Raw genomic sequence first — 20294 nt, forward strand, 5'->3', positions numbered from 1 at the left:
CAGATTAATTCCCCGTTGACGAAGGCTTAAGTTCAGGCAAATAATGAAACACGCCTTGTAAAATGCCAGCGCTGTAATTGCCATCGTTGTTTGATCGGTTTTGCGCCTGATAGAACTGTTGTTGCGTGCCTTGCTGTTTTGCCAACTGCACCGCTTGTCGCTTCACCGCTTCTGTCGCATTCGCAACCAAAACGGATTGAATCGGACTCACCAAAACAGGCAGATCATTACCACTGTCACCGGCAAAGACAACCTCTGCCTCCCCATAATGCAAAAATTGCTTAAGAAATTCAATGGCATGCAGCTTATTGGCTTTGGGTGGCAAAATATCCAGCAGGCCTTTATGGCTGGTTTCATCAATGCTCCAAATCAAATTCGATTGGATCTTTAAAGAGGCCATCATGGCCTCCACTAATGACAAACAACGGGGTTCATCCAACTGATCCAAGTCAACATAAAAACTCACTTTATGCGCATTCTGTTTTTCCGCTTCCTGCAGCTTGAGTCCTTTGACATCTGCCAACAACTCAATGATCTGTTTCGGTTCGACATTCAACCAGGCCTGATCAATTTCATTTTGCCAGCCACTCATTGAATGCCACCGGTTCTCTCTTTGGTGATAGATACGGGTTCCAACATCGGTAATGGCGTAATCCGGCTGCGGTAATTGGAATTCCTGTATCGCCTCTTGCATCAGCGCAAGGTGACGACCGGTGACATACACTAGAGTAACCCAAGGCTGGGCGCAAAACTCAGCAAACGCTTGACGGGCGTTAAGCGCCTCCTCCTGCCGGCCGTTTGGAATCACCGTTCGATCCATGTCCGTGCACAAAAGCAGCCTGCTCATATTGCCTCTTTTTTGCCTGCCAACGGGTCACTGTTGTTGGTTTCTGGTGAGCAACATGCTCCAAAGAAGTCGTAGTAGTCAATCGCTTCGAGAATCCCCTCTTCATAGCTGCGTTCGGCAAAATAAATACGCTCTATATCCGTCAATTGAAACAGCTCTTCATCATGGCGGTTGGCGACGACGGCTGCCAACGTATTGCCGCGCATCATATCCTCATCCGACCCGGAGCCCCCTGCAACCAGGATTCTTTCCAATGGAATCTGCCACCGATCGGCAATGTAACGCAAAGCCATTCCTTTGGAAGCACGTATCGGCAAAACATCCAAATATTGACCAAATGAAAACTGCACATTGGCGGTCAAATCTTCCTGAAGCAGCTGAGCTTTAATCTCCTCGACATCCGTAAGGCGGGTATCCAGAAGATAACTGATCTTGAAATACGTCTGCTCGGATTTGGGCTGCAAAGTCAGGCCAGGGTAATCATCCAACAGATTACGCACCTTATGGTGAACCCAGTGGTAATCAATATGTTTTTGCCAATGGGTATCCGTCGTAAGCTTGGGGGCATAATGGATTTCGGCTCCGCCACTGGTCATCAGCACATCGGGTTCGGGAATATTGTAATGCTTTAACAGACGCAGAGCCGAATCCAGCCGCCGGCCAGTGGCCACAATAAACAGTGTGGACTTGCGATGCTGTTTCAGCAAAGCCAACAGCTTGCTTAATGCATCCGGACACCCCATTAAATTTTGATCCAGACTGGTGACCAATGCCCGATCTTTATAGAGTGCGGAACGTCGGGCAATCGGTCGTCTCGGCAAACGTTCCGATTCCTTGATAATCGGGCAAATTAATTTCAGATAACGTTCGGCATGTGCCTGCCAAGCATAGTGCTCCTGCACTCCTTTTAGGCCACGCTCGATCATCTGCTGCTTTTGGGCTTCGTCCCTAAAAAGGGTTAATAAGGCGTCCGTGATGGTTTTAGGTTCCAGCGGGTCGATCAAAATCCCATTCTGACAGTTCGCAGCAATGTCCCTTGGACCGCCATCTTCGGTCGCCACCACCGGCAGACCGGAAGCAATCGCTTCAATAATCGTCAATCCGAACGGTTCAGTGAGCGCCGGATTAACAAAAACGCCTCCGGAAGCCGCAGCTATTCGATAAATAAACGGCACCTCGTCGCGGCTATGATGTTTAGGCAGTGCCACTTTTCCATAAAGGTCATAACGATCAATCGCCAACCAAATTTCATGAAATACCTGCTGGGCACCAGACTCTAAATCGTCTACATCATCCCGGTTTCCGGCCACGATCACCAGATTGGCCTTCTCTTGCAGCTCCGGGGATTGGCCATAAGCGACGATCAAAGCGGTGATGTTTTTGCGGGTATCGGGACGGGAAAGCGCCAAAATAATGGGTTTTTGTGGACTGGCAAGCGAATAGGTAAGGCGTCGAAAAAGTAAGGAGCTTAGCTCCCCCCCTAAGGGTGGTTTAAATTGACTCAGATTGGTTCCGGGCGGGAGCACGCGCATTTGCTCGGGGTGGTAAAAATCATAAATTTCGTATTGTTCTTCAATCTCTTGATGCGTGCTGGTAATCACCCTTTCCGCCGTTGCCAACACATATTCTTCGGCGTCCACCCGCCTGATCATGTTATAGCGGGTATCAATTTCCTGTGGAGAGACACCGTTAGCAATTAAGCGCGCCCGTTTAACCCGACCCAATGAATGGCCGGTATGAATCAAGGGGATCGATAATTGATTGGCTAACTGACTGCCCACATAACCGGCATCCGCGTAGTGACTGTGCAAAATATCCGGATAACGATTCCGCTGGCGGAAATAATCCACCATATTGTCAGAGAAAGTGTCCAGATGGTCCCAGAGTTGTTCCTTAAAAATATACTCTTCAGGCCCCGCCTCAATCCGCACAATCGTCAACTTGTCAGAGACCTTCTCAATGGGCTGGGCATAATCCGCATCGACCGATTCATCTTTCACCAAACGAGTAAAGAGTTCTACCCTGCTCACCTCAGGTTTTTCGGCCAAAGCCTGTGCCAATTCAAGCACATACAGCGTTTGACCACCCGTATCGGCATCTCGACCCAATTCCAGGTTTTGACCACGAATCAGCCCATGGACGCTGATTAAGGCAATAGAAATATCACCTTGCTGTTCATTCATATCAATCTCGTTTGTCTAAAACAGAATCGTCAATTCAAATTAGACAGAGTTGCAGAAACCAGAAATTATTTTTTGTTTTAATCGCTTAATGTCTTCTTAAGAGACTCAAAAACAAAGATATTTTCGTAAATACATTATTTACTCTACTTATATGAACAGCAGAAAACAAGGTGAGTTCTATAATCTCAATGACATTACCTCTATAGTACAAGGTCTGTCAGAACATCAAAATAGACCATATCAGCCGCATGCTCAGCGCTATTTCAGAAGAAAGGTCAACCCACCAGTTCACTGAATTATTTACCGCCATCGGTTTTTTGCGAAACAGTTGGCATGAAAAATCTCATCGAGGCTATGGTACTAATTCAGGGGAAGGTCACCAACTCTCACCAGTTGAATTCGAGAAGCAGTACGAAATGAGGCTAAAAAGTCTCTAGGATTTTAGTGGCGATTCAAACCTTACCTAAAAGTATTCATTAGCTTCTGAATATAAGATGGATCTTCAGCAAACAGAATATTCCAACTTTCCATCAATTCCTGTGTTACCGGTTGACCTTCAAACTCCCAGTCACTTTCAAGCGCTGCTGCCGGAGTATTTGATATTAAAAAGGCATCCAGTTGAACATGGTTTTCCGATGGTGATTCTTTATGTAAAAGTGCTTCTGTCTCTTTAATTTTTTCAAAAAACCGGACCTTAGAGCTATTTGGTGTCAAATTCCGCAGCCCTTTTGGATCAATAAAAACGATATGCTGCTTGTGGTCGTTTTTCAGCCAAAGAATAAAATCTGGCTGGAATCCGCCCTCTATAAAGAATCCGACAGCATCCTGACCAGAAACATTACGCAACAAGAAAACATCAAAACCATCAAAAACACCTGATGCAAACGCCGCTTGTATGTCTTTGACAAAATCCATTTCACCTTTATTTAACTGAACCGGTGAAATCTTGATTCCATCTAAACCTTGAACTGCCGCTATCAGTGGTTGATAAGCATGCCTTTCGCACCACAAGAACTCCATACCTTCAATCACGCGGTTATGCCAGGCAACGTCATCTACTTTAATTTGCTCATTCAAATCATTCAGTTGAGTGATGACATGCTCGTGGCGTACTCGATCCAAAGTAATATGGTGCGCCCCATTTGGCGTAGCTTTTGACTGATTCGGCAAATAACGCTGATCTTTGGTTAAGCTCACAAACTCAAGCTTATCCGATTCCCATTGCTTTCTTCTGAAGGTATAGAAAGCTTCAACATACTTTTTAAGCAGCGCGACGGCTATCTGATGCCAGATTCGTTGATTGATTAAACCTTTCAATTCAAATATTTCTGGAGGAGCATAGAGAACATACCAACCGACATCATTCAATAGGTTTTGAAGCGTCTCTAAATCAAAGTTCAAATTGTGCCAACGCTTATCTCTCTTGAAGCCCTGTAGATCAAAATAAACCCTATCCCAGTCCAGCATGGCTAAATGCAAACTCGATAATGTTTCACTATTCTGTCTTACTTCATTTTTGCCTGATCCATCAGTGGCAAAGCCTTTCACCTGTGGAAACCAATCCAATACAATTCTTGCCGGGTTAACAAAGTAACCTTTTTCGGCTGTGGTTGATAACTGGTTTGGTGTTTTCAATAAAACCTGTTCTGCCAACTGGCTAAACGCACTTCCCTGACCACCAATGGCTCGTCCGTTAATATCTTCTTTCAAACGAATCACATTCAGATCACTTGGAATACCGCGCATCGGCTTCAAAGGAACAACAAATTCTTCTAATCCTTCGTTGACTGGAATCTCTTCTTTTTCCAGCTCTTTTTTAAAGTCTGCAACATAGTCTGCATTCACACCAAAAATGTTTAGCGTCTCAAGAAAATAAATAGACTTTGGTCTCTCAATCTTGGCCTTAGTCAAATCAGTCATTAACTCAGCTGAGCGCTTCAATGAAGACTGCCAACCTTTTAATCGAACACCCCTACCAAACAACTGGATAATTTGTGCGCCATTATTCTTGCCCACATTAAGCAAGGTCATACAGCTAACACGCCATGAGTTCCACCCCGCACTAAAACGTTTAGAGCCAAATAAAAGGTTAACCGTTGAGTCTTTGTCTTTAATTGAATTGAATAGAGAACCTTTAAAACGACAATCCTGGCTTGCTAAGCCATGTTCTTCACATAACTTAATGAGCTTGGCATCATCGCCCACATTAATCACACCAAACACCTTGTCTGATGTTCCTGCGCGCAATGCGATTTCCCCCGCCTCACCGACAATATTTTCAAGATACAAGTGTCCACCTGCACTATTGAATACTCGCTCGAGTAGATCGTCGTAAATCGCCTGAGCTGATTTAGATAAACCTTTTAGGTAGTTAAAACGCCCATGCAGATAGTCAGTACCACCGGCACCTTGAAAACCATGGGTTAGAATTGAGTGGATTGCTGTTTCTGAAGCGTTTCGATCCGTCAAAACCTGATTGATAAACTGTAACGCCAGCACCATATCGTTTGCTTCTTTGGTATCAAAGCCCTTGGTGACACTCGAACTGACAAACACCCACAACGGCTTTTCAATATTGAATGGTTTTAGCTCTGTTTCATGGTCGCTAAACACTACAAGCTGCTGATAAAAGGCTAACAGTGAAGCCATATGATATTTAAAATCCTGACCTTTCACCGTGCCTTTATCAATATTCAATATTTGCGACTGCTTACCGTAACCATCGGCATAAAAGTGGCGGTAGGAATAATCAAAAAGAATCGACTTTGTATAGTCTTGACGTATGTTTTCGTTCTTAAGTGCAGACTGAGCAAAGGTCGCCGAATACTCAAAGCTAAAGCCTTTTTCACATAACGCATTACGCTGTTTCAGCCATTTGCCACCACCGCTCGCCGTCCCTAGATGACCTTCATCAACCAGAAGCAGATTATTGGATAGTAAAGAAGCGGTACTGATTGTTTTATCTTTACCCTCGTCTTCGAGCTTGTGAATATCAATCACAACCACTTCAGACTTAAACATCTCACCCTGATTAGCTCGAAACTCACTGGCATTGATACCAGATAACTCAAACTCTTCTAAGTGCTGACGACTTAAACCTTCATTAGGAGTAAGTAGGATGACTTTGTTAATGTCTTTAGGGTTTGCATAGGTTTTTAAATAATGCAGATACTGCAAGATATTGGCGTGCATAATCAGCGTTTTACCCGAACCGGTCGCACTCCAAAAAGCGACTTTATTCAGCTGATATTTAACTTCTTCAGTATCATCAAGCTTCTCAATTGGTGAAACTTTTGCTGTTGCCTTCCAATCCCCAATTTTTTCATTCCAAGCATCGATACGTTCATTAAGTGCCTGCAACAACGCATCTGGACGATTAAAAAACCAATCCAAATAGACCTCAGTAAACATCAACATCAAATACTGAAAGTACTTCCATTCAAATGCGTCAGAGCTATGTTCTTTGCGGCTTTCATTTAACCTTTCAGTAATGGCTTTGATATTACGGTCATATTCTCGCAACTGATCTTCGGTAAGCTTTAGATCACTCGCGCCATGCTGCAAAATTTGCATTAAAACTTCGTGTTCACCGGTGGCTTCATCACGTTTTGAGGCTTCACCGACAATCTGAAAACGCTCACGGAACACTTCCAAGATCGGCGCTTCTTTTTTATGTGCTTCCAGGCGACCATTTAAAGAGTCTAAGCCAAACAATGACCAGATCCACTGATTAAGAACAAGTTGATAACTAAATGGTAAATTCTCTTTAGCCATATCAAATCAACCCTTCATCTGTCGCAAACATTAAACGATGGAATGTTTCTTCAATATTCTGCACACGCGCTTGTAGCAGTTCACCATCTTTACGTTTAGGCACCGTGATATTGTGGTCGCCATTCACATACACCAACTCAATTTCATCATCCGGGCTTTCCGTTAGGCGTACTTTAAGCTTATCCAGCATCACCGCTTCAAGAACAGCATTGTCCAAAACCAAACCGTTCTCTTTACCTGCAGCCGTTTTAGGTAAGTTTCGCCATACCACAAGAACTGTTTGCCCTTTTCGATTAACCCCATAAACCGTTCTAAACCACCATTGACCTTCAGAGGATCGTTTAACGCTTGCTTGCCAACGCCCTAAATCCGTTTGTTCGAACTCTGCCTCAAAATAAATTGGCGCAGCGATATGTTCAACCTGAAGACCAAGCAACCAGTTAAAGGTTTCAATCAAATCGACATTGACCAACTTAGTCTCGTCACCTGATGCTGAACGCACTTTTAATTGATAGGCCATTGGATCGGTAAATTGAGTGATATTCAAAAGAGAAGCAGAACCACGGCTTTCTACTTCAAGCATATAGTTCATTAAATAATCTTCACGAGCTGAATCCAAATCAGGATTTTGTGAATTAAACATGTCTGATTGAATTTGAGCTGGACGGTTTAAGGCCAAATTACCCAAAGTGTCTTCATAGGATTCAAGGCGAATGTATTTAAAACACTGTGAAACACCATTGACGCGTCCTTCTTTATCAGACAACGGTTTACCGCCTTTCCAATCTTTTGAATAAATAACTTTTTGAATGCGTGGTTTTGTTACCGAATCAAAATAGGCACCCATTTCACAAAGGATGTATTTTCGGTTACCTTGGTCTTCACGGTTTAGGTTGATAACTGCATGACCTGTTGTTCCTGAGCCCGCAAAGTAATCTAGGACTAAACCATTTTTTTGGTTAGTTAAAGCAGCGTCAACGCAGTCTAAGACGTTATAAATAGATTTAGGATATGTGAAAGGATTACCAGGCATCATGTTATTTAACACAACACTTCCCCAACTGTTTGCACTATATCTTTTATCAGACCAGTTGGATTTGTATCTGAACCTAACTTTCCGCCTTAAAATATCCCAATGACCCTTTGTAGTGTTATATTCGGCTGATAATTCATTAAATATTGATTCGACGCTATCTCGAGCAAAAACCCACTTACTTTCTACTCCAGATGGATCAATCGGGTAAACAGCAATTGAGCCGTCAGCTTCTTCAATATTTATGTCATCTGGATGAAAATCTTTGTCGCAAACCTCTCCAAAACCAACTATATTTCCATCTTTCACATAAATAGGATAAAAACAGTTGGCACCTGATTCTCTTAGATGATTTTTTCCAGAAGAAACATTTCTCAAAGGCCTAACATCTGGTTTAGATTCTCGATTTTCATCATCTCGATCCTCCAAACCTATACAATCAAGGCCTGTTGGATAAATAAAATGTGCGAATTCATGAGTAAATGAAAAATTCTTTCCCTGCTGACCAGTTGGATTGTGAACGACGGAGACAGCAACATCATCATGATTAGGAAAAACAGCCTTAACCAATTGTGCTAAGTTATCATTCTCCACTTCATCTATTGCAATGACCTTTATTCCATTTGGATTTAGGAGAGGCTTAGATTTAGATAGCCTGTTTTCCATCATGGAAATCCATGACGAATGTTTAAACGTATTCTTGTACAAGATTTCGCTGGATTGAGCGTTATAAGGAGGGTCAATATATATACACTTAACCTGTTCTTTAAATCGATCGTGGATTAAATTCAAAGCTTGAAAATTCTCAGAGTGAATAAGCAAACCATTCATTTGCTCATCTAACTCATCAAGTGAGGAAATCAGTTTTTCTTTGAAGTCTTGCCCATAAGAAAAATTACCCTGCAGGTCTTTGCAACCTGTATCAATCACCAAGTAACGATAATTTGGATGCTCCAAAACCGCATCAACACCCTTGGATTTAACCTTGTCTAACTCGGCCAAATCAACATTAAATAACTCAACCCATTCAGATCTTTGATCTTCATTATTCAGCGCAATTTCTACCAGGCCTGGTGATTCTTGCAGCCTGTCCAGCGTAATGCAGTATTGTGTTTCAGTCACAAACTTTTTCTTTAGCCAAAGTTTCTTTTGAAAATCTTCAAGCTGAGCCAAGAAAGTAATAATGGCCTCGCCCAATTGACGAATCACTTCGATTTTTGAAAACATTGGCCCTAATTTGGCAAAGTTGGCTTTATTCGCGGCAATATCTTCCCAACGCATTAACTCGTTCTTGATATAAAAGTCGAGTTCTTGACGCAGAAATTTTCCTAAGTCTTTATGAATAAAGTAATCAAACTTATTGGCTTTGGTGTAGTTATTAAGTTGACCTTGCAACAGAGAATAATCCGCCGTCTCACCATCGGCCTTTACATATTTATTAGAGAGGGGTTCTTTCCATTTTTCAGGTAAGTTTGAATCTTCTCCAATTAACAACTCAACGGCAATTTGGCGTAAATGGTCTTGGGTAGGCGGTTTCTTTTTGGCAGCCGCAGTGGCGGATGCTTTAACCGATTCCGTCCAGTCATTTTCGGTTGCTGCTCGGAATTCAAAATAGATTTCTAACTCGGTCGTTTCAGTATTACCATTTTTTACCGTAACTTCTGACCAAGCTGGTTGCTCTTGGGACTGGCGTAATACAAATACCCGGTTCTTGCCTTCAGCTTCTTTATTGTTATTGCTTGCACCGGCTTCGGCATCCACCAACTTGAAATGCACACGCATTGGATTTTCGTCATCATGCGGGTTTAAACGAAAGGCATAGTCACGCAAGTTCTCAGAAGATTTAATGTAATACTGATCTTTATTGGCCCAGTGAAGCACCACTTCTTCACCGTTATATGGAATGGCGTAGGTGCCATCCTTATAAATACGACGCGAAATAAAATCCCCTTCATCGTAATAACGGTTAAAGAAGGTAATTAATGCATCATAAACTTCACCCTCTTCACGAGTTAAATCCACCTTAGCATTGTATTGCTGTTCTAGCTCTTGAACCTTAGGTGACTGACTCGGATCAAACCCAGCGGCAATAGCAGCCTGCTTTGCCTTCTCAAGCTCTTCAGCAACCTGCTGTTTATCCATTCCTTCAAATCCAGCAAACGCTTCAGTGATCTTCTTTGGCAAATCCTGCTCAATAAAACGATTAATGTCATCTTTACGCGCATGCATAATTCGATAAATACCAAAATCCAACTCCGGCTGATCGAGTTGAAACATTTGCTGTAAAAGAGAAGTGAATTTGGATTTTAACTCTTGCGTCGTCGCCATGTTTGTTCCGCTTATTTCTTAGGATTAATAGTGATATTTATGTTCTAAATATTTTGTAAAAATTGTTCTAGCTTTTCTGCTGCTTTATTGTGAGCATCCTCTGGCATTTGTGCCAGGTTGTGTACCTTCCATTTTATTGCCGGAAGGTTTGCCACTTCGGGATAAACAAATTGACTCCAATCCGCCGAACGCTTTTTGACACTTAATAAAAACGCTTTGTCTGCATCGGTTAGAGCTTGTCGGATTTGTTGAACCAATTGGGTTCTTGCCTCTAGCAATTCAGCTAGTTCGACTCTTTCCCTTGTCATGTTCTCAAACTCGTTGGCATAAATGTCGGTTATATCCTTAAAGTTTGGATTCAGTAACTCATGCATTGGCCGACCATGACTCATCAAATACACCAAAAAGGTATCTTTTAACTTTTCAGAGATACCTTCATTCTCCAATAGGGCTTTAACATCATATAAATCTCTAGGGTGCTGACGATCAAGTGCTGCACATATTTTTCCTGCATAGAGATCTTCAAAGCTCAGTGTTTGTACTTCCGCATAACCAAATGTGTCTTCAACTCTCGGACTCACCGGCCTATTCTGTGCGGGATGCACCGTACCCCGTAACACGGGTGATGTCTCTATCTTGATTTGTACTTCGCCGTTTGAGACGGTTAAGCGGGTCGTATTATTTGGATCGTTTTTTTGTACTCTTAACCCCTGACTGTCCAACTTCTTGGCTATTTGAGACAGGTTTTTATTGATATCTGCCATGCTTTCATCGCGGTTTTTAACCGGTTCATAAGCCAAGTCGATATCAACGGATAATCTGGGTAGGTCACGCACAAACAGATTAATGGCCGTGCCACCCTTCAAGGCAAAGACAGGATGCCCTTCTAAAACAGGCAATATCCTTACCAAGAGCGCCACTTGTTTAAAATAAGGATTGTTCGGGTCCAAAACCATCTCCGTTCACATTCTGTTCCATCTCTTTTGGGACCGTTATTTGCCATTTTTTGTTTAGAGAGCCGCCTTTTATGAATGCTCTTTTCCCTTTACCCAAGTCTAGTGATTCCCAATTTATCCGTTTCGACCAAGTATGATTGTGTCGGTCGCAAAACCAGCCAAACAAACGTTTTGTTTGGATTGTTCCACAGCACTCTAAGGTCTTTTGTAGTTTATTAGGGCTCAGTGTTGTCAGCCCTTCAAATACAGAATCGATTGCCTGCAGATCGGATACCGTTTTCGCATCACTCAGCCACTCAACCACGGCCAGCTCCGGTTGAGCAGTTTTTATTGGCCAATCCCAACTGCCAAACGGAATGGTCGTAAATAGCTCAGGTGGAGCTTTATTCAACCACTTTTTGCAGTGCAAAGAGAATACAAAATTACTGTTATGTTCTTCTCTCCAACGCTCAAGCCACTTAGGAAGTTTTGTAGCGCTATAGATCTGGATTTCTCTAGACCTCAACTCTAAATAATGAGCAAAGCCTTTTTCTGCGAGGGCTGTCTTGCCTCCAACGTGCGAATGATACCCGATTTCCTGCAGTGAATAGGCTATTTGCTGCCACTTCAATTCTGCACCTGGCTTACGGTAAAGCCCACGCTTAACTGGTTGCAAGTAGCCTGCTCTTAAGTAATAATCGATATCAGGTCTTGAAAAGCCTTTTTTTTCTAACCAGGCACGCCCTATCACCAAGCCTTCAGGCAAGGTATTCATCAGCTCCATTTTTTTAGAAAAATGTTCAGAATTCATAATCAAAAGACTTTTGGTTTAAAAAAATTAGGTTTTGCATAGATATTTTATGCAAAAACAATAAAAAATAAACCATCTTATCTAAATTAATTTAAACTCCAACGTACTCTGAACACTTTTTGCGTGACTGACTTTTGATGAAGCTGGTTTTCAAGTGCTTCAATGAGTTGATCACGCTTCGCCTCAATTTCATCTTCTACATCAAAAATACTTTGACGTTGGCGGCGCTGCTGTTTTTCAAGTTGTTTAATTTTTTCCAACCATTCTTTCTGCTGTTCAAGCGTTTCTGCTTGACGAGATTGGCGTTTAGCATCACGGATTTTCAACCTTGTGTCTTCTAACTGCTGCTCGGCAGATTTCATTTGGTCATCTGCCCAGTTTTCGAGCTTATCTCTTGCTTGCTCAAAATAAACGTTATTTTCTTCTAATGCTTTATTAAGTTGAACATGAAGTTGATGCTGCACCAGTTCATTGAATGCATCAGCAGCTTTTTGATCAGTCGTTTTTTCTAGGATTGCGGATAAATTAAATAGTTGCTCACAAGCCTCTTGATCTAGCGTTGCTCCGTTATCAGTTTGTGCTGAAAACACCAGGTGATCTTCTTCTTGAAATGAATAAAGGGTAATCTGGTTTAACTCCAACCAACCGGATTGACCTTTAAACTGTTCAAGCGCAGAAACTTTGTAATCATGTCCACTTAAATTGAACTTAATCATTTCCGTAGGCGTATCTAGACGTCTACCGGAATCCAAAACATATTCCCCTAAAGGATGCCCTAGCCGATAGATATGTGCGTGATTGGGGATATCGACCCCTTTTTGCTTCAGTCGGTAGTGGCCCGAAGGAGCAAGGCCAATTGCTTCGTTTAAATCAAAACTCAAGTTTGATGTCTGAAAAACAGCCTTGCCTTGGAGAATAAAGTTTGTCAGTCGCCAAAATAGACGACCAATTTTATCGAGCTGCTCTTCCGCTCTCTTCTTTCTAGTTTTAAGTAGTTCATGAATATTCTGATCGAAGTGTTCAAACAGCTTTTGCTCTGTCTCTGACATGCGTTGCTGAATGGTGTCTTCCAGTTCTTTTTGCAGGGAATCAAATGCAGCAAGAATTTCTCCTGGATCTCGACTCTGCTCATAGATAGTAGCAATACGCTTTTCAATATCGATACCAGATTCAATTCGACCTAAGATTTCATCGGATGCACCAAACAGACCATCAAACAGTTGGAACTTATCTGTTAGGAGCTGCAGAACTCTTTGATCTGCTTCATTACGCTGATTTAGGAAATTAACCACAACCACATCAAACTTTTGTCCATAACGGTGGCAACGACCAATTCGCTGCTCAACTCTTTGTGGATTCCAAGGAAGATCGTAGTTAACGACTAAATTACAAAATTGAAGGTTTACACCCTCCGCGGCAGCCTCAGTAGCAATTAGAATCTGAGCCTTATCTCTAAAATGATCAATGATGGCAGTACGTCTATCAACCGCAGGCGATCCAGTAACGCGGTCACTGCCAGCATGCTGTCTTAACCAGGCCTGATAAATGTTGTTTAATGATTGGCTGTTATTTGTACCGCTGAAGGTAACCACCTTATTAGCAAAGCCGTTTTGCTCTAAATACTCCGCAAGGTAATCTTGAGTACGCCTAGATTCTGTAAATATAACGGCCTTTTGGGGTGAACCTAGCTCAACCATTTTTTCAAAGCCCTGCTGAAGCGCTTTAAGTAAGGCGTGGCTTTTCTCATCAGATTTAATGTTTTTCGCTAAACCCAAGTAGCTTTCGAGCTCGGCAATCTCGCCTCTTAACTGAGTTTTATCTATCTGCTTTAACTCTTCAATCTGTTCAATATGATCTTCAAAGTACTCATTCTCAATTTCTTCTTGAGTTATTAGCTCTTCAATCCAGTTGTCTGAACTAACGACCTCCTGTTCTAAATCCTTTAAACGCTTGAGCATGGTCTCCAATGTTTGAACCACTGCGGAAGTAGATGATGCTAAAAGTTTGCGAACGATTAGAGATACCAAATGCTTTTGTCGTTGGGGTAAAGCATAAGATTCATCGCGCTGAAGGAAAGCAGAAACTAAATCATAAAGCCTTATTTCTTCGTCTGATGGTCTAAAGGGAACAGTAATCGGCATACGTTTGGTATAACGAACATATTCAAGAACCTGAGAACGTAGCGTTCTCTGGGTAAACTCTTTCATACGCTGTTTGAGACCAAGCAAATCATATCCATCACGCATGAATTGCACACGGAAACTGACAGCATCACCAAACAGATGTTCATCTATGATGGTACTTAATCCATAGACTTCCATGAGGTTATTTTGTAGTGGAGTAGCAGTCAGTAGTAATTTTTTAGAACCGGCAAATGCACGTTTAATCGCTTGCCCGGTTTGATGAGATTCTCTATATGCATTTCTAAGCTTGTGAGCTTCATCAATAACCACCAAATCCCATGGGATTGTTGAAAAAACCTGTTCATTTGCAGAAACAAAATTATATGAAAGGATACTCACTACTTCTTTATCTAAAGGATTGTAAACGCCGTCTTTTTGCTGTTGCTTGTAAGTTCTACCATCAATGACTTGTGTTGGAAGGTTAAACTTTTCTGCCAGCTCATTCGCCCACTGCTTTCTTAACGCTGCTGGACAAACTACAACGATTCGACGCTTTCTCTCAGCCCATAACTGGCTAATTACCAAAGCCGCTTCAATTGTTTTTCCTAAACCAACTTCGTCAGCGAGGATAACGCCTTTATTGAGTGGGTTTTGCAATGCAAACAAAGCAGCATCAATTTGATGTGGATTGAGGTCGACAGATGAATCAAATAAGGATTGAGATAAACGACTTTCATCTTCTCCTCTGCGGCGTCTAGTTAATTCGTAGGCAAAATACTTGGCGTGATATTGGGTGATTGCTTGCATAATTGACCTACCATTTTTTGTAAGCAATCATACTTAAGATAAAAACGTTTTACAAAAAGTTATTGTAAATGTGGTTTCTCAGAGCAATAACAAGAAACTTAAAGATTGATTCCATTATCAAACAAAAAATGCAAAGAAGTTGTACTAGATTCATTCAAACAAGATATGAAACTTTTGTATGAAAACAAATCGGGCACAGCGGGGTCACGGATAAAATCTAGATAAAACAATCTATAAACGTGATTTTGCAAGACATTCAAAAACAAGGGGGAAATGGGGCGAATGACGGGGATCGAACCCGCGACAACAGGAATCACAATCCTGGGCTCTACCAACTGAGCTACATCCGCCATAGTGGTATGACGGGCATACCATAGAAAATGGCACGCCCATCAGGATTCGAACCTGAAACCCTCGCCTTAGAAGGGCGATGCTCTATCCAGTTGAGCTATGGGCGCTCTATCGAAACCTGGAAATTTGCCGACTTGTATGGCACAAGCCGGCGGAAACTGGTCGGAGTGGAGGGATTTGAACCCCCGACCACCTGTACCCAAAACAGGTGCGCTACCAAGCTGCGCTACACTCCGTAAAAGATGGGCGTATTGTATAGATGGCCCCTAAACCTGTCAACTGCTAATTATGAATTTTTGGCTATTTTTTTATGACATCCAGCCCTGTTCATTCTAAGTTATTGAATCTTAAAAATCCCTTTCATAATATCCTTAATAAAAAAGCGTGCAATTGTGCCTGAACCGCAGTAAATCGAGTATCATAATGGTTTCATTTTTTGGCTAGACGGTTGATCACACCAACCCTGGCACGCTTTAACAACCTGAGGTGAAGTAGGAGTACATATGTCTGCAAAGATTCTTGACGGCAAGGCCATCGCAGAAGAGTTACGTGAATCCATTAAACAAGAAGTTGAGCAACAAGTGGCTCAAGGTAAAAACCCACCCGGCCTGGCGGTGATTATGGTCGGTGAAGACCCTGCTTCACAAGTTTATGTTCGCAATAAAAAATTAGCCTGTCAGAAAGCGGGCTTTAATGATGTTTCGGAAGTGCTGCCTGTGGAAACCTCTCAAGAAGAGGTGTTGGCGCTGATTGACAAGCTGAATGCCGACGACAGCGTGCACGGCATTATCGTCCAGCTGCCGGTGCCAGATCACATTGATCCTGAAGCGATTATTGAACGTATTTCGCCTTGCAAAGACGTTGATGGTTTCCACCCTTACAACGTCGGCCGCTTGGCCACGCGCATGCCGCAATTGGCACCTTGTACACCTCACGGTGTCATGACGATGTTGGCGAAAACCGGTATTCCACTGCGCGGTTTAAATGCCGTAGTGGTCGGCGCGTCTAATATTGTGGGGGTTCCCATGGCGCTGGAACTGTTGAATGAACGCGCCACCGTAACGATTTGCCACAGTGCCACCAAAGATCTGCCACAAAAAGTGGCCGAAGCGGACTTGGTGGTTGTCGGCGTGGGTATCCCTGAAATGGTCAAAGGCGACTGGATTAAGCCAGGCGCGATCGTGATCGACGTGGGGATTAACCGTTTGGACGACGGTCGCCTGGTGGGTGACGTGGAATACGAAGTGGCTAAAGAACGCGCCAGCTGGATTACCCCGGTACCGGGCGGCGTGGGGCCAATGACCATTGCCACGCTGCTGCAAAACACCCTGCAAGTAGCTTATCGCTTGGACTGTAAAGCGTAATTTAACGCTTTACCGCTTCAACCAAAAAACCGACCAGGCCTGGTCGGTTTTTTTATGTCTCAAATTCCATTACTTTTAGCGGTACAGCTTATGATAAGTGCCCTTTTGCGCCATGAGTTCATCGTGACTGCCGCTTTCAATAATATGCCCATCCTCGAACACCAGAATGCGATCGGCCTGACGAATCGAACTCAAACGGTGCGCCACAATCAGCGTGGTACGCCCTTCAAGGAAGGGGGCTAAATCCTCATACAATTGACGCTCGGTTTCCATATCCAGTGCCGAGGTGGCTTCGTCCATAATCACCACTTTCGGATCTTGCAGAATCATGCGCGCAATCGCCAAACGCTGGCGCTGACCGCCGGAAAGCTTAATGCCGTTGCGCCCCACTTCGGTATCCAGCTGCTGCGGCTGCTCGCGCACCACCTCATCCAACTGGGCTTCGCGCAACGCCTCCCACAGGCGGGACTCGTCAATCTCCTGCCCCAACGTCAGATTGAAGCGGATACTCTGATGAAACAGCACCGGCTGCTGCAATACCGTGGCGACATGCTGACGTACCACATTCTGGCCGATCTCTTCAATTGGCTCGCCGCCGTACAGCACTTGCCCGGAATCCGCCTGATAGAAACCGAGCAGCAATTGTACGAGCGTGGTTTTTCCGCCACCGCTAGCGCCGACCAAGGCCAATTTTTCACCCGGATGAATCGCAAAACTCAATTGATTCAACACCGGCTCGGATTTGCCCGGATAATGAAAACACAGATCACGCACTTCCACCGCAATCGGGGAGGCCTGTTCAAAAGGATTCACGCAGCTTTTGAACACCGGTTCCTGCTTCAAATCCAAGACTTCATTAATGCGCTGCAAGGCCCCGCTCGCCGCACTGTAGCTGTACTGGATGGTCAACAGCTCCTGAACCGGTCCCATCATAAACCACAGGTAACCGAATACCGCCATCATCTGCCCGATACTCAGATCCGAAAACACCACCATCAGCATACTCACGCCGCGGAACACATCAAACCCGACCAGAAAAATCATAAAAGAAAAACGGCTCGCCGCCTCGCTCTTCCAGGTAAAGGCCTCGGAGTGCTTTTTGATTTGCTGGGCGTGGCTGCGCACCCGCTTGAAAAAGCTTTGGTCCTGATTGGCGGCACGCACTTGTTGCAAGGCATCAAGCGTTTCCGTCAATGCCTGCTGAAATGCGTCCACCGCGCTGTTTTCGTCTTTTTTCAGCGTCTTCACCTTACGCCCCATGCGCATGGTGAAATAGACCACGACCGGATTCAACAGCAGAATAAACAGCGCCAACTGCCAGTGCAACCACAGCAATACCAGCGTCACTCCCACCAGAGAAAACAGCGCCAGAATCAGCTTGCCGACGGTACTCCCCAGAAAGGTATCGATGCTGTTGACGTCATTCACCATGGTCGCGGAAACACTGCCACTGCCCAACGTTTCATACTGCGCCATGGAGACGCCCTGCACCCGCGCCAGTAGATCGCGACGAATTTGATAGGTGACCTCTTTGGCGATGACGGTGAACTGCTGCACCTGCCACACCCCAAAGGCCAGGCCGAGCGCACGCAAGACGATGGTAATGACGGTAATCGCCACAATATAATAGATCGGGCCATACCAGGATTCCGGTACCAACGTCTGCAAAGAGGCGACAATCCAACCCGGCTGATTAAGCAGCACCTCATCCACCAAAATCGGCAGCAACAGCGGCAACGGCACGGTGGCAAGCATCGCCATCAGCGCAATGATGTGCGCCTTCACCAGTCGCGGCTTATGGCGCATTACCAGGTCTAAAATACGCTGCCAGGTATAAGACCGCTCTGACAAAGCGCGTACTTTGGTTCGACCGGAGGGTGCGTCGCCAAAGGAACGCATGTTTAGAACGCCACCCTGAACAGGCGTTTGAAATTATCGGTGGTGGCTTCCGCTACCGTTGCAAACGGCAGCTCTTTGAGACGCGCAATCTCCTCGGCCACATAACGCGTGTAACCGGGCTGATTGGTTTTGCCGCGATAAGGTACCGGCGCCAGATAAGGCGCATCGGTTTCCACCAAAATGCGCTCCAGCGGCACCTGCTTGGCGACCTCTTTCAGTTCCAGCGCATTTTTGAAGGTGACAATCCCGGAAAAGGAGATGTAAAAGCCGATCTTCATCGCGCGCTCGGCGGTGTCGATATCCTCGACAAAACAGTGCATAATGCCGCCGATTGCTTCGGCGCCCTCTTCTTCCAGAATGCTCAAACAGTCCGGCGTGGAATTGCGGGTATGGATAATCAGCGGTTTCCGCAACTGCTTGGCAATGCGGATATGCTGACGAAAACGCTCATGCTGCCAACTCATATCCATCTCGTCGGCATTGAAATGGAAATAATCCAGGCCGACCTCACCGATGGCAATCACTTTGGGATGCGACGCGGCTTCTATGAGTTGCTCGTCGCTCACTTTCACTTCGGGATCTTCACACGGATGCACGCCAATGGCGGCATAAACTTCTTCATAGCGTTGCGCCAATTCCAGCACCTCGTGCCACTGTGCCGGATTGATCGACACACACAGAATGCGCGTCACGTCCAACTCTTTGGCCTTGGCAAGCACCGTATCGATATCGCCGACTTTCTCTTCGGGTAGAATGTTTAAATGGCAGTGTGAATCAACAATCACCTTGTTTCCTCGGTTTTATTCTCGTTACTGGTTATTGGTTATTGTTTAGGTATGTGTAAATTTAAATGAATGAGGCGCGCTCGGCAAACACGCTGTTTAACGATTCGCCACTCTGCTGGATTTGCAGCCATTCAAAACACAACGCCTCCAGAACCAGCTGTTTATTGGCGTTTGCCTGCCAGTTCTGCTTCGCTTTTAGGCAGGCCTGTTGAAAACGCAGCCAGTTTTGCACCTGCTCTCGGCTAAACCCGCTCTCAGCCTGATAATTGGCCTGGCGAACGGCGGCGACGCTCCATTGATAGAAATAATCGAACACCTGTAGCGGATCGGCCCATTTCAGCCACTGCTCAACCAGTTGCGATACCGTTTTCTGGCCGCTTTGCATCTGCTTCAACGCGGTTTTCCATTCGGCATCCTGTTCAAACCCGCCGGCAGCAATCCAGTTCTGCGCTTCAATCGGCGCGCCCCAATTCAAACGCAAGGCACGTTTGACCAAGGCTTCATCCGCCTGCGGGTTTTGCTGCTGCAACCAGGCCTGTGCGGTTTTTAAATCCGGCGCCGCAAAACTCAGTTTCTGGCAGCGGCTGACAATCGTCGCCGGCAAACGCGCCAACTGATGCGTACTCAAAATAAACAGGGTGCGCTCTCCGGGTTCTTCCAGCGTTTTCAGTAACGCATTGAACGCCGATTGGTTCAGATACTCCGGCCCTTCCACCCAGGCCACTCGGTAACCGCCCTGATGTGAGGTTTCATTGAGTTTATACACCAGCTCACGCACCTGATCGACGGAAATCTCTTTTTTCTCCTCCTGCAACGCCAGGTGAAAAAAATCCGGATGCTGGCCACTGCTGAACAGATGGCAGCCGCTGCACTGCCCGCAAGCTGTATGCTGGTCACACAACAGTGTCTGCGCAACCTGTGAGACAAACCGCTCAATACCGATGCCGTGAGGCGCGGCAAACAAGTAAGCGTGTCCCAAACGTTGCTGCAGGCGTTGCCACTGCTGCCAAGGCGCTTGTAACCAGGGATAAAGCTCTGCATTCTGAGTCATGAC

11 protein-coding genes and 3 tRNA genes are annotated in these 20294 nt (G+C 44.7%); 1 reads left to right on the top strand and 13 read right to left on the bottom strand.

Going from position 1 to position 20294, the window contains the following annotated elements:
• Nucleotides 1–4 precede the first annotated feature (4 nt).
• The 10 genes from QCB44_RS06075 to QCB44_RS06120 all read right to left on the bottom strand — a co-directional run bounded on the left by QCB44_RS06075 (nucleotide 5) and on the right by QCB44_RS06120 (nucleotide 15428).
• A complete protein-coding gene (locus QCB44_RS06075) occupies nucleotides 5–847 on the bottom strand; it encodes an HAD-IIB family hydrolase (protein WP_279408628.1) in 843 nt (280 codons plus the stop codon).
• Complete coding sequence (locus tag QCB44_RS06080; RefSeq protein WP_279408630.1) at nucleotides 844–3030, bottom strand: HAD-IIB family hydrolase; 2187 nt, start codon at nucleotides 3028–3030, stop codon at nucleotides 844–846. The genes QCB44_RS06075 and QCB44_RS06080 overlap by 4 nt, the downstream gene beginning before the upstream one ends.
• Before the next feature lie 459 nt (nucleotides 3031–3489).
• Entirely contained in the window at nucleotides 3490–6804 is a 3315-nt protein-coding gene (locus QCB44_RS06085) for a DEAD/DEAH box helicase family protein (protein ID WP_279408631.1), read from the bottom strand.
• Nucleotide 6805: 1 nt separating this feature from the next.
• Complete coding sequence (locus QCB44_RS06090) at nucleotides 6806–10165, bottom strand: DNA methyltransferase (protein WP_279408633.1); 3360 nt, start codon at nucleotides 10163–10165, stop codon at nucleotides 6806–6808.
• A gap of 44 nt (nucleotides 10166–10209) precedes the next feature.
• On the bottom strand, nucleotides 10210–11115 hold the full coding sequence (locus tag QCB44_RS06095) for a nucleotidyl transferase AbiEii/AbiGii toxin family protein (protein WP_279408635.1): 906 nt from the start codon (nucleotides 11113–11115) through the stop codon (nucleotides 10210–10212).
• Nucleotides 11090–11911 (bottom strand): type IV toxin-antitoxin system AbiEi family antitoxin domain-containing protein, encoded by an 822-nt coding sequence (locus QCB44_RS06100; protein WP_279408637.1) that lies wholly within the window; start codon nucleotides 11909–11911, stop codon nucleotides 11090–11092. The genes QCB44_RS06095 and QCB44_RS06100 overlap by 26 nt, the downstream gene beginning before the upstream one ends.
• Nucleotides 11912–11997: 86 nt before the next feature.
• The gene (locus QCB44_RS06105; protein WP_279408640.1) at nucleotides 11998–14841 is read right to left on the bottom strand and encodes an SNF2-related protein; all 2844 of its coding nucleotides are present in this window, start codon (nucleotides 14839–14841) and stop codon (nucleotides 11998–12000) included.
• A 274-nt stretch (nucleotides 14842–15115) separates the two neighbouring features.
• Nucleotides 15116–15191, bottom strand: a tRNA-His gene (locus QCB44_RS06110).
• A 31-nt stretch (nucleotides 15192–15222) separates the two neighbouring features.
• Nucleotides 15223–15299, bottom strand: a tRNA-Arg gene (locus QCB44_RS06115).
• 52 nt (nucleotides 15300–15351) lie between these two features.
• Nucleotides 15352–15428 (bottom strand) — tRNA-Pro (locus tag QCB44_RS06120).
• 267 nt (nucleotides 15429–15695) lie between these two features.
• Here QCB44_RS06120 and folD point away from each other — a divergent pair.
• Nucleotides 15696–16556, top strand: coding sequence for a bifunctional methylenetetrahydrofolate dehydrogenase/methenyltetrahydrofolate cyclohydrolase FolD (folD, locus tag QCB44_RS06125; RefSeq protein ID WP_279408643.1), 861 nt, complete (start codon nucleotides 15696–15698; stop codon nucleotides 16554–16556).
• A 75-nt stretch (nucleotides 16557–16631) separates the two neighbouring features.
• On the opposite strand, the gene QCB44_RS06130 is transcribed toward folD, so the two are convergent.
• The 3 genes from QCB44_RS06130 to holB form a co-directional block, all read right to left on the bottom strand.
• On the bottom strand, nucleotides 16632–18455 hold the full coding sequence (locus QCB44_RS06130; protein WP_279408645.1) for an ABC transporter ATP-binding protein: 1824 nt from the start codon (nucleotides 18453–18455) through the stop codon (nucleotides 16632–16634).
• 2 nt (nucleotides 18456–18457) lie between these two features.
• A complete protein-coding gene (locus QCB44_RS06135) occupies nucleotides 18458–19240 on the bottom strand; it encodes a TatD family hydrolase (RefSeq protein ID WP_279408646.1) in 783 nt (260 codons plus the stop codon).
• 61 nt (nucleotides 19241–19301) lie between these two features.
• Complete coding sequence (holB, locus tag QCB44_RS06140; RefSeq protein WP_279408647.1) at nucleotides 19302–20291, bottom strand: DNA polymerase III subunit delta'; 990 nt, start codon at nucleotides 20289–20291, stop codon at nucleotides 19302–19304.
• Nucleotides 20292–20294 lie beyond the last annotated feature (3 nt).

Origin of the sequence: Thiomicrorhabdus sp. zzn3 (genome assembly GCF_029767755.1) — a bacterium.
GTDB lineage: Bacteria > Pseudomonadota > Gammaproteobacteria > Thiomicrospirales > Thiomicrospiraceae > Thiomicrorhabdus.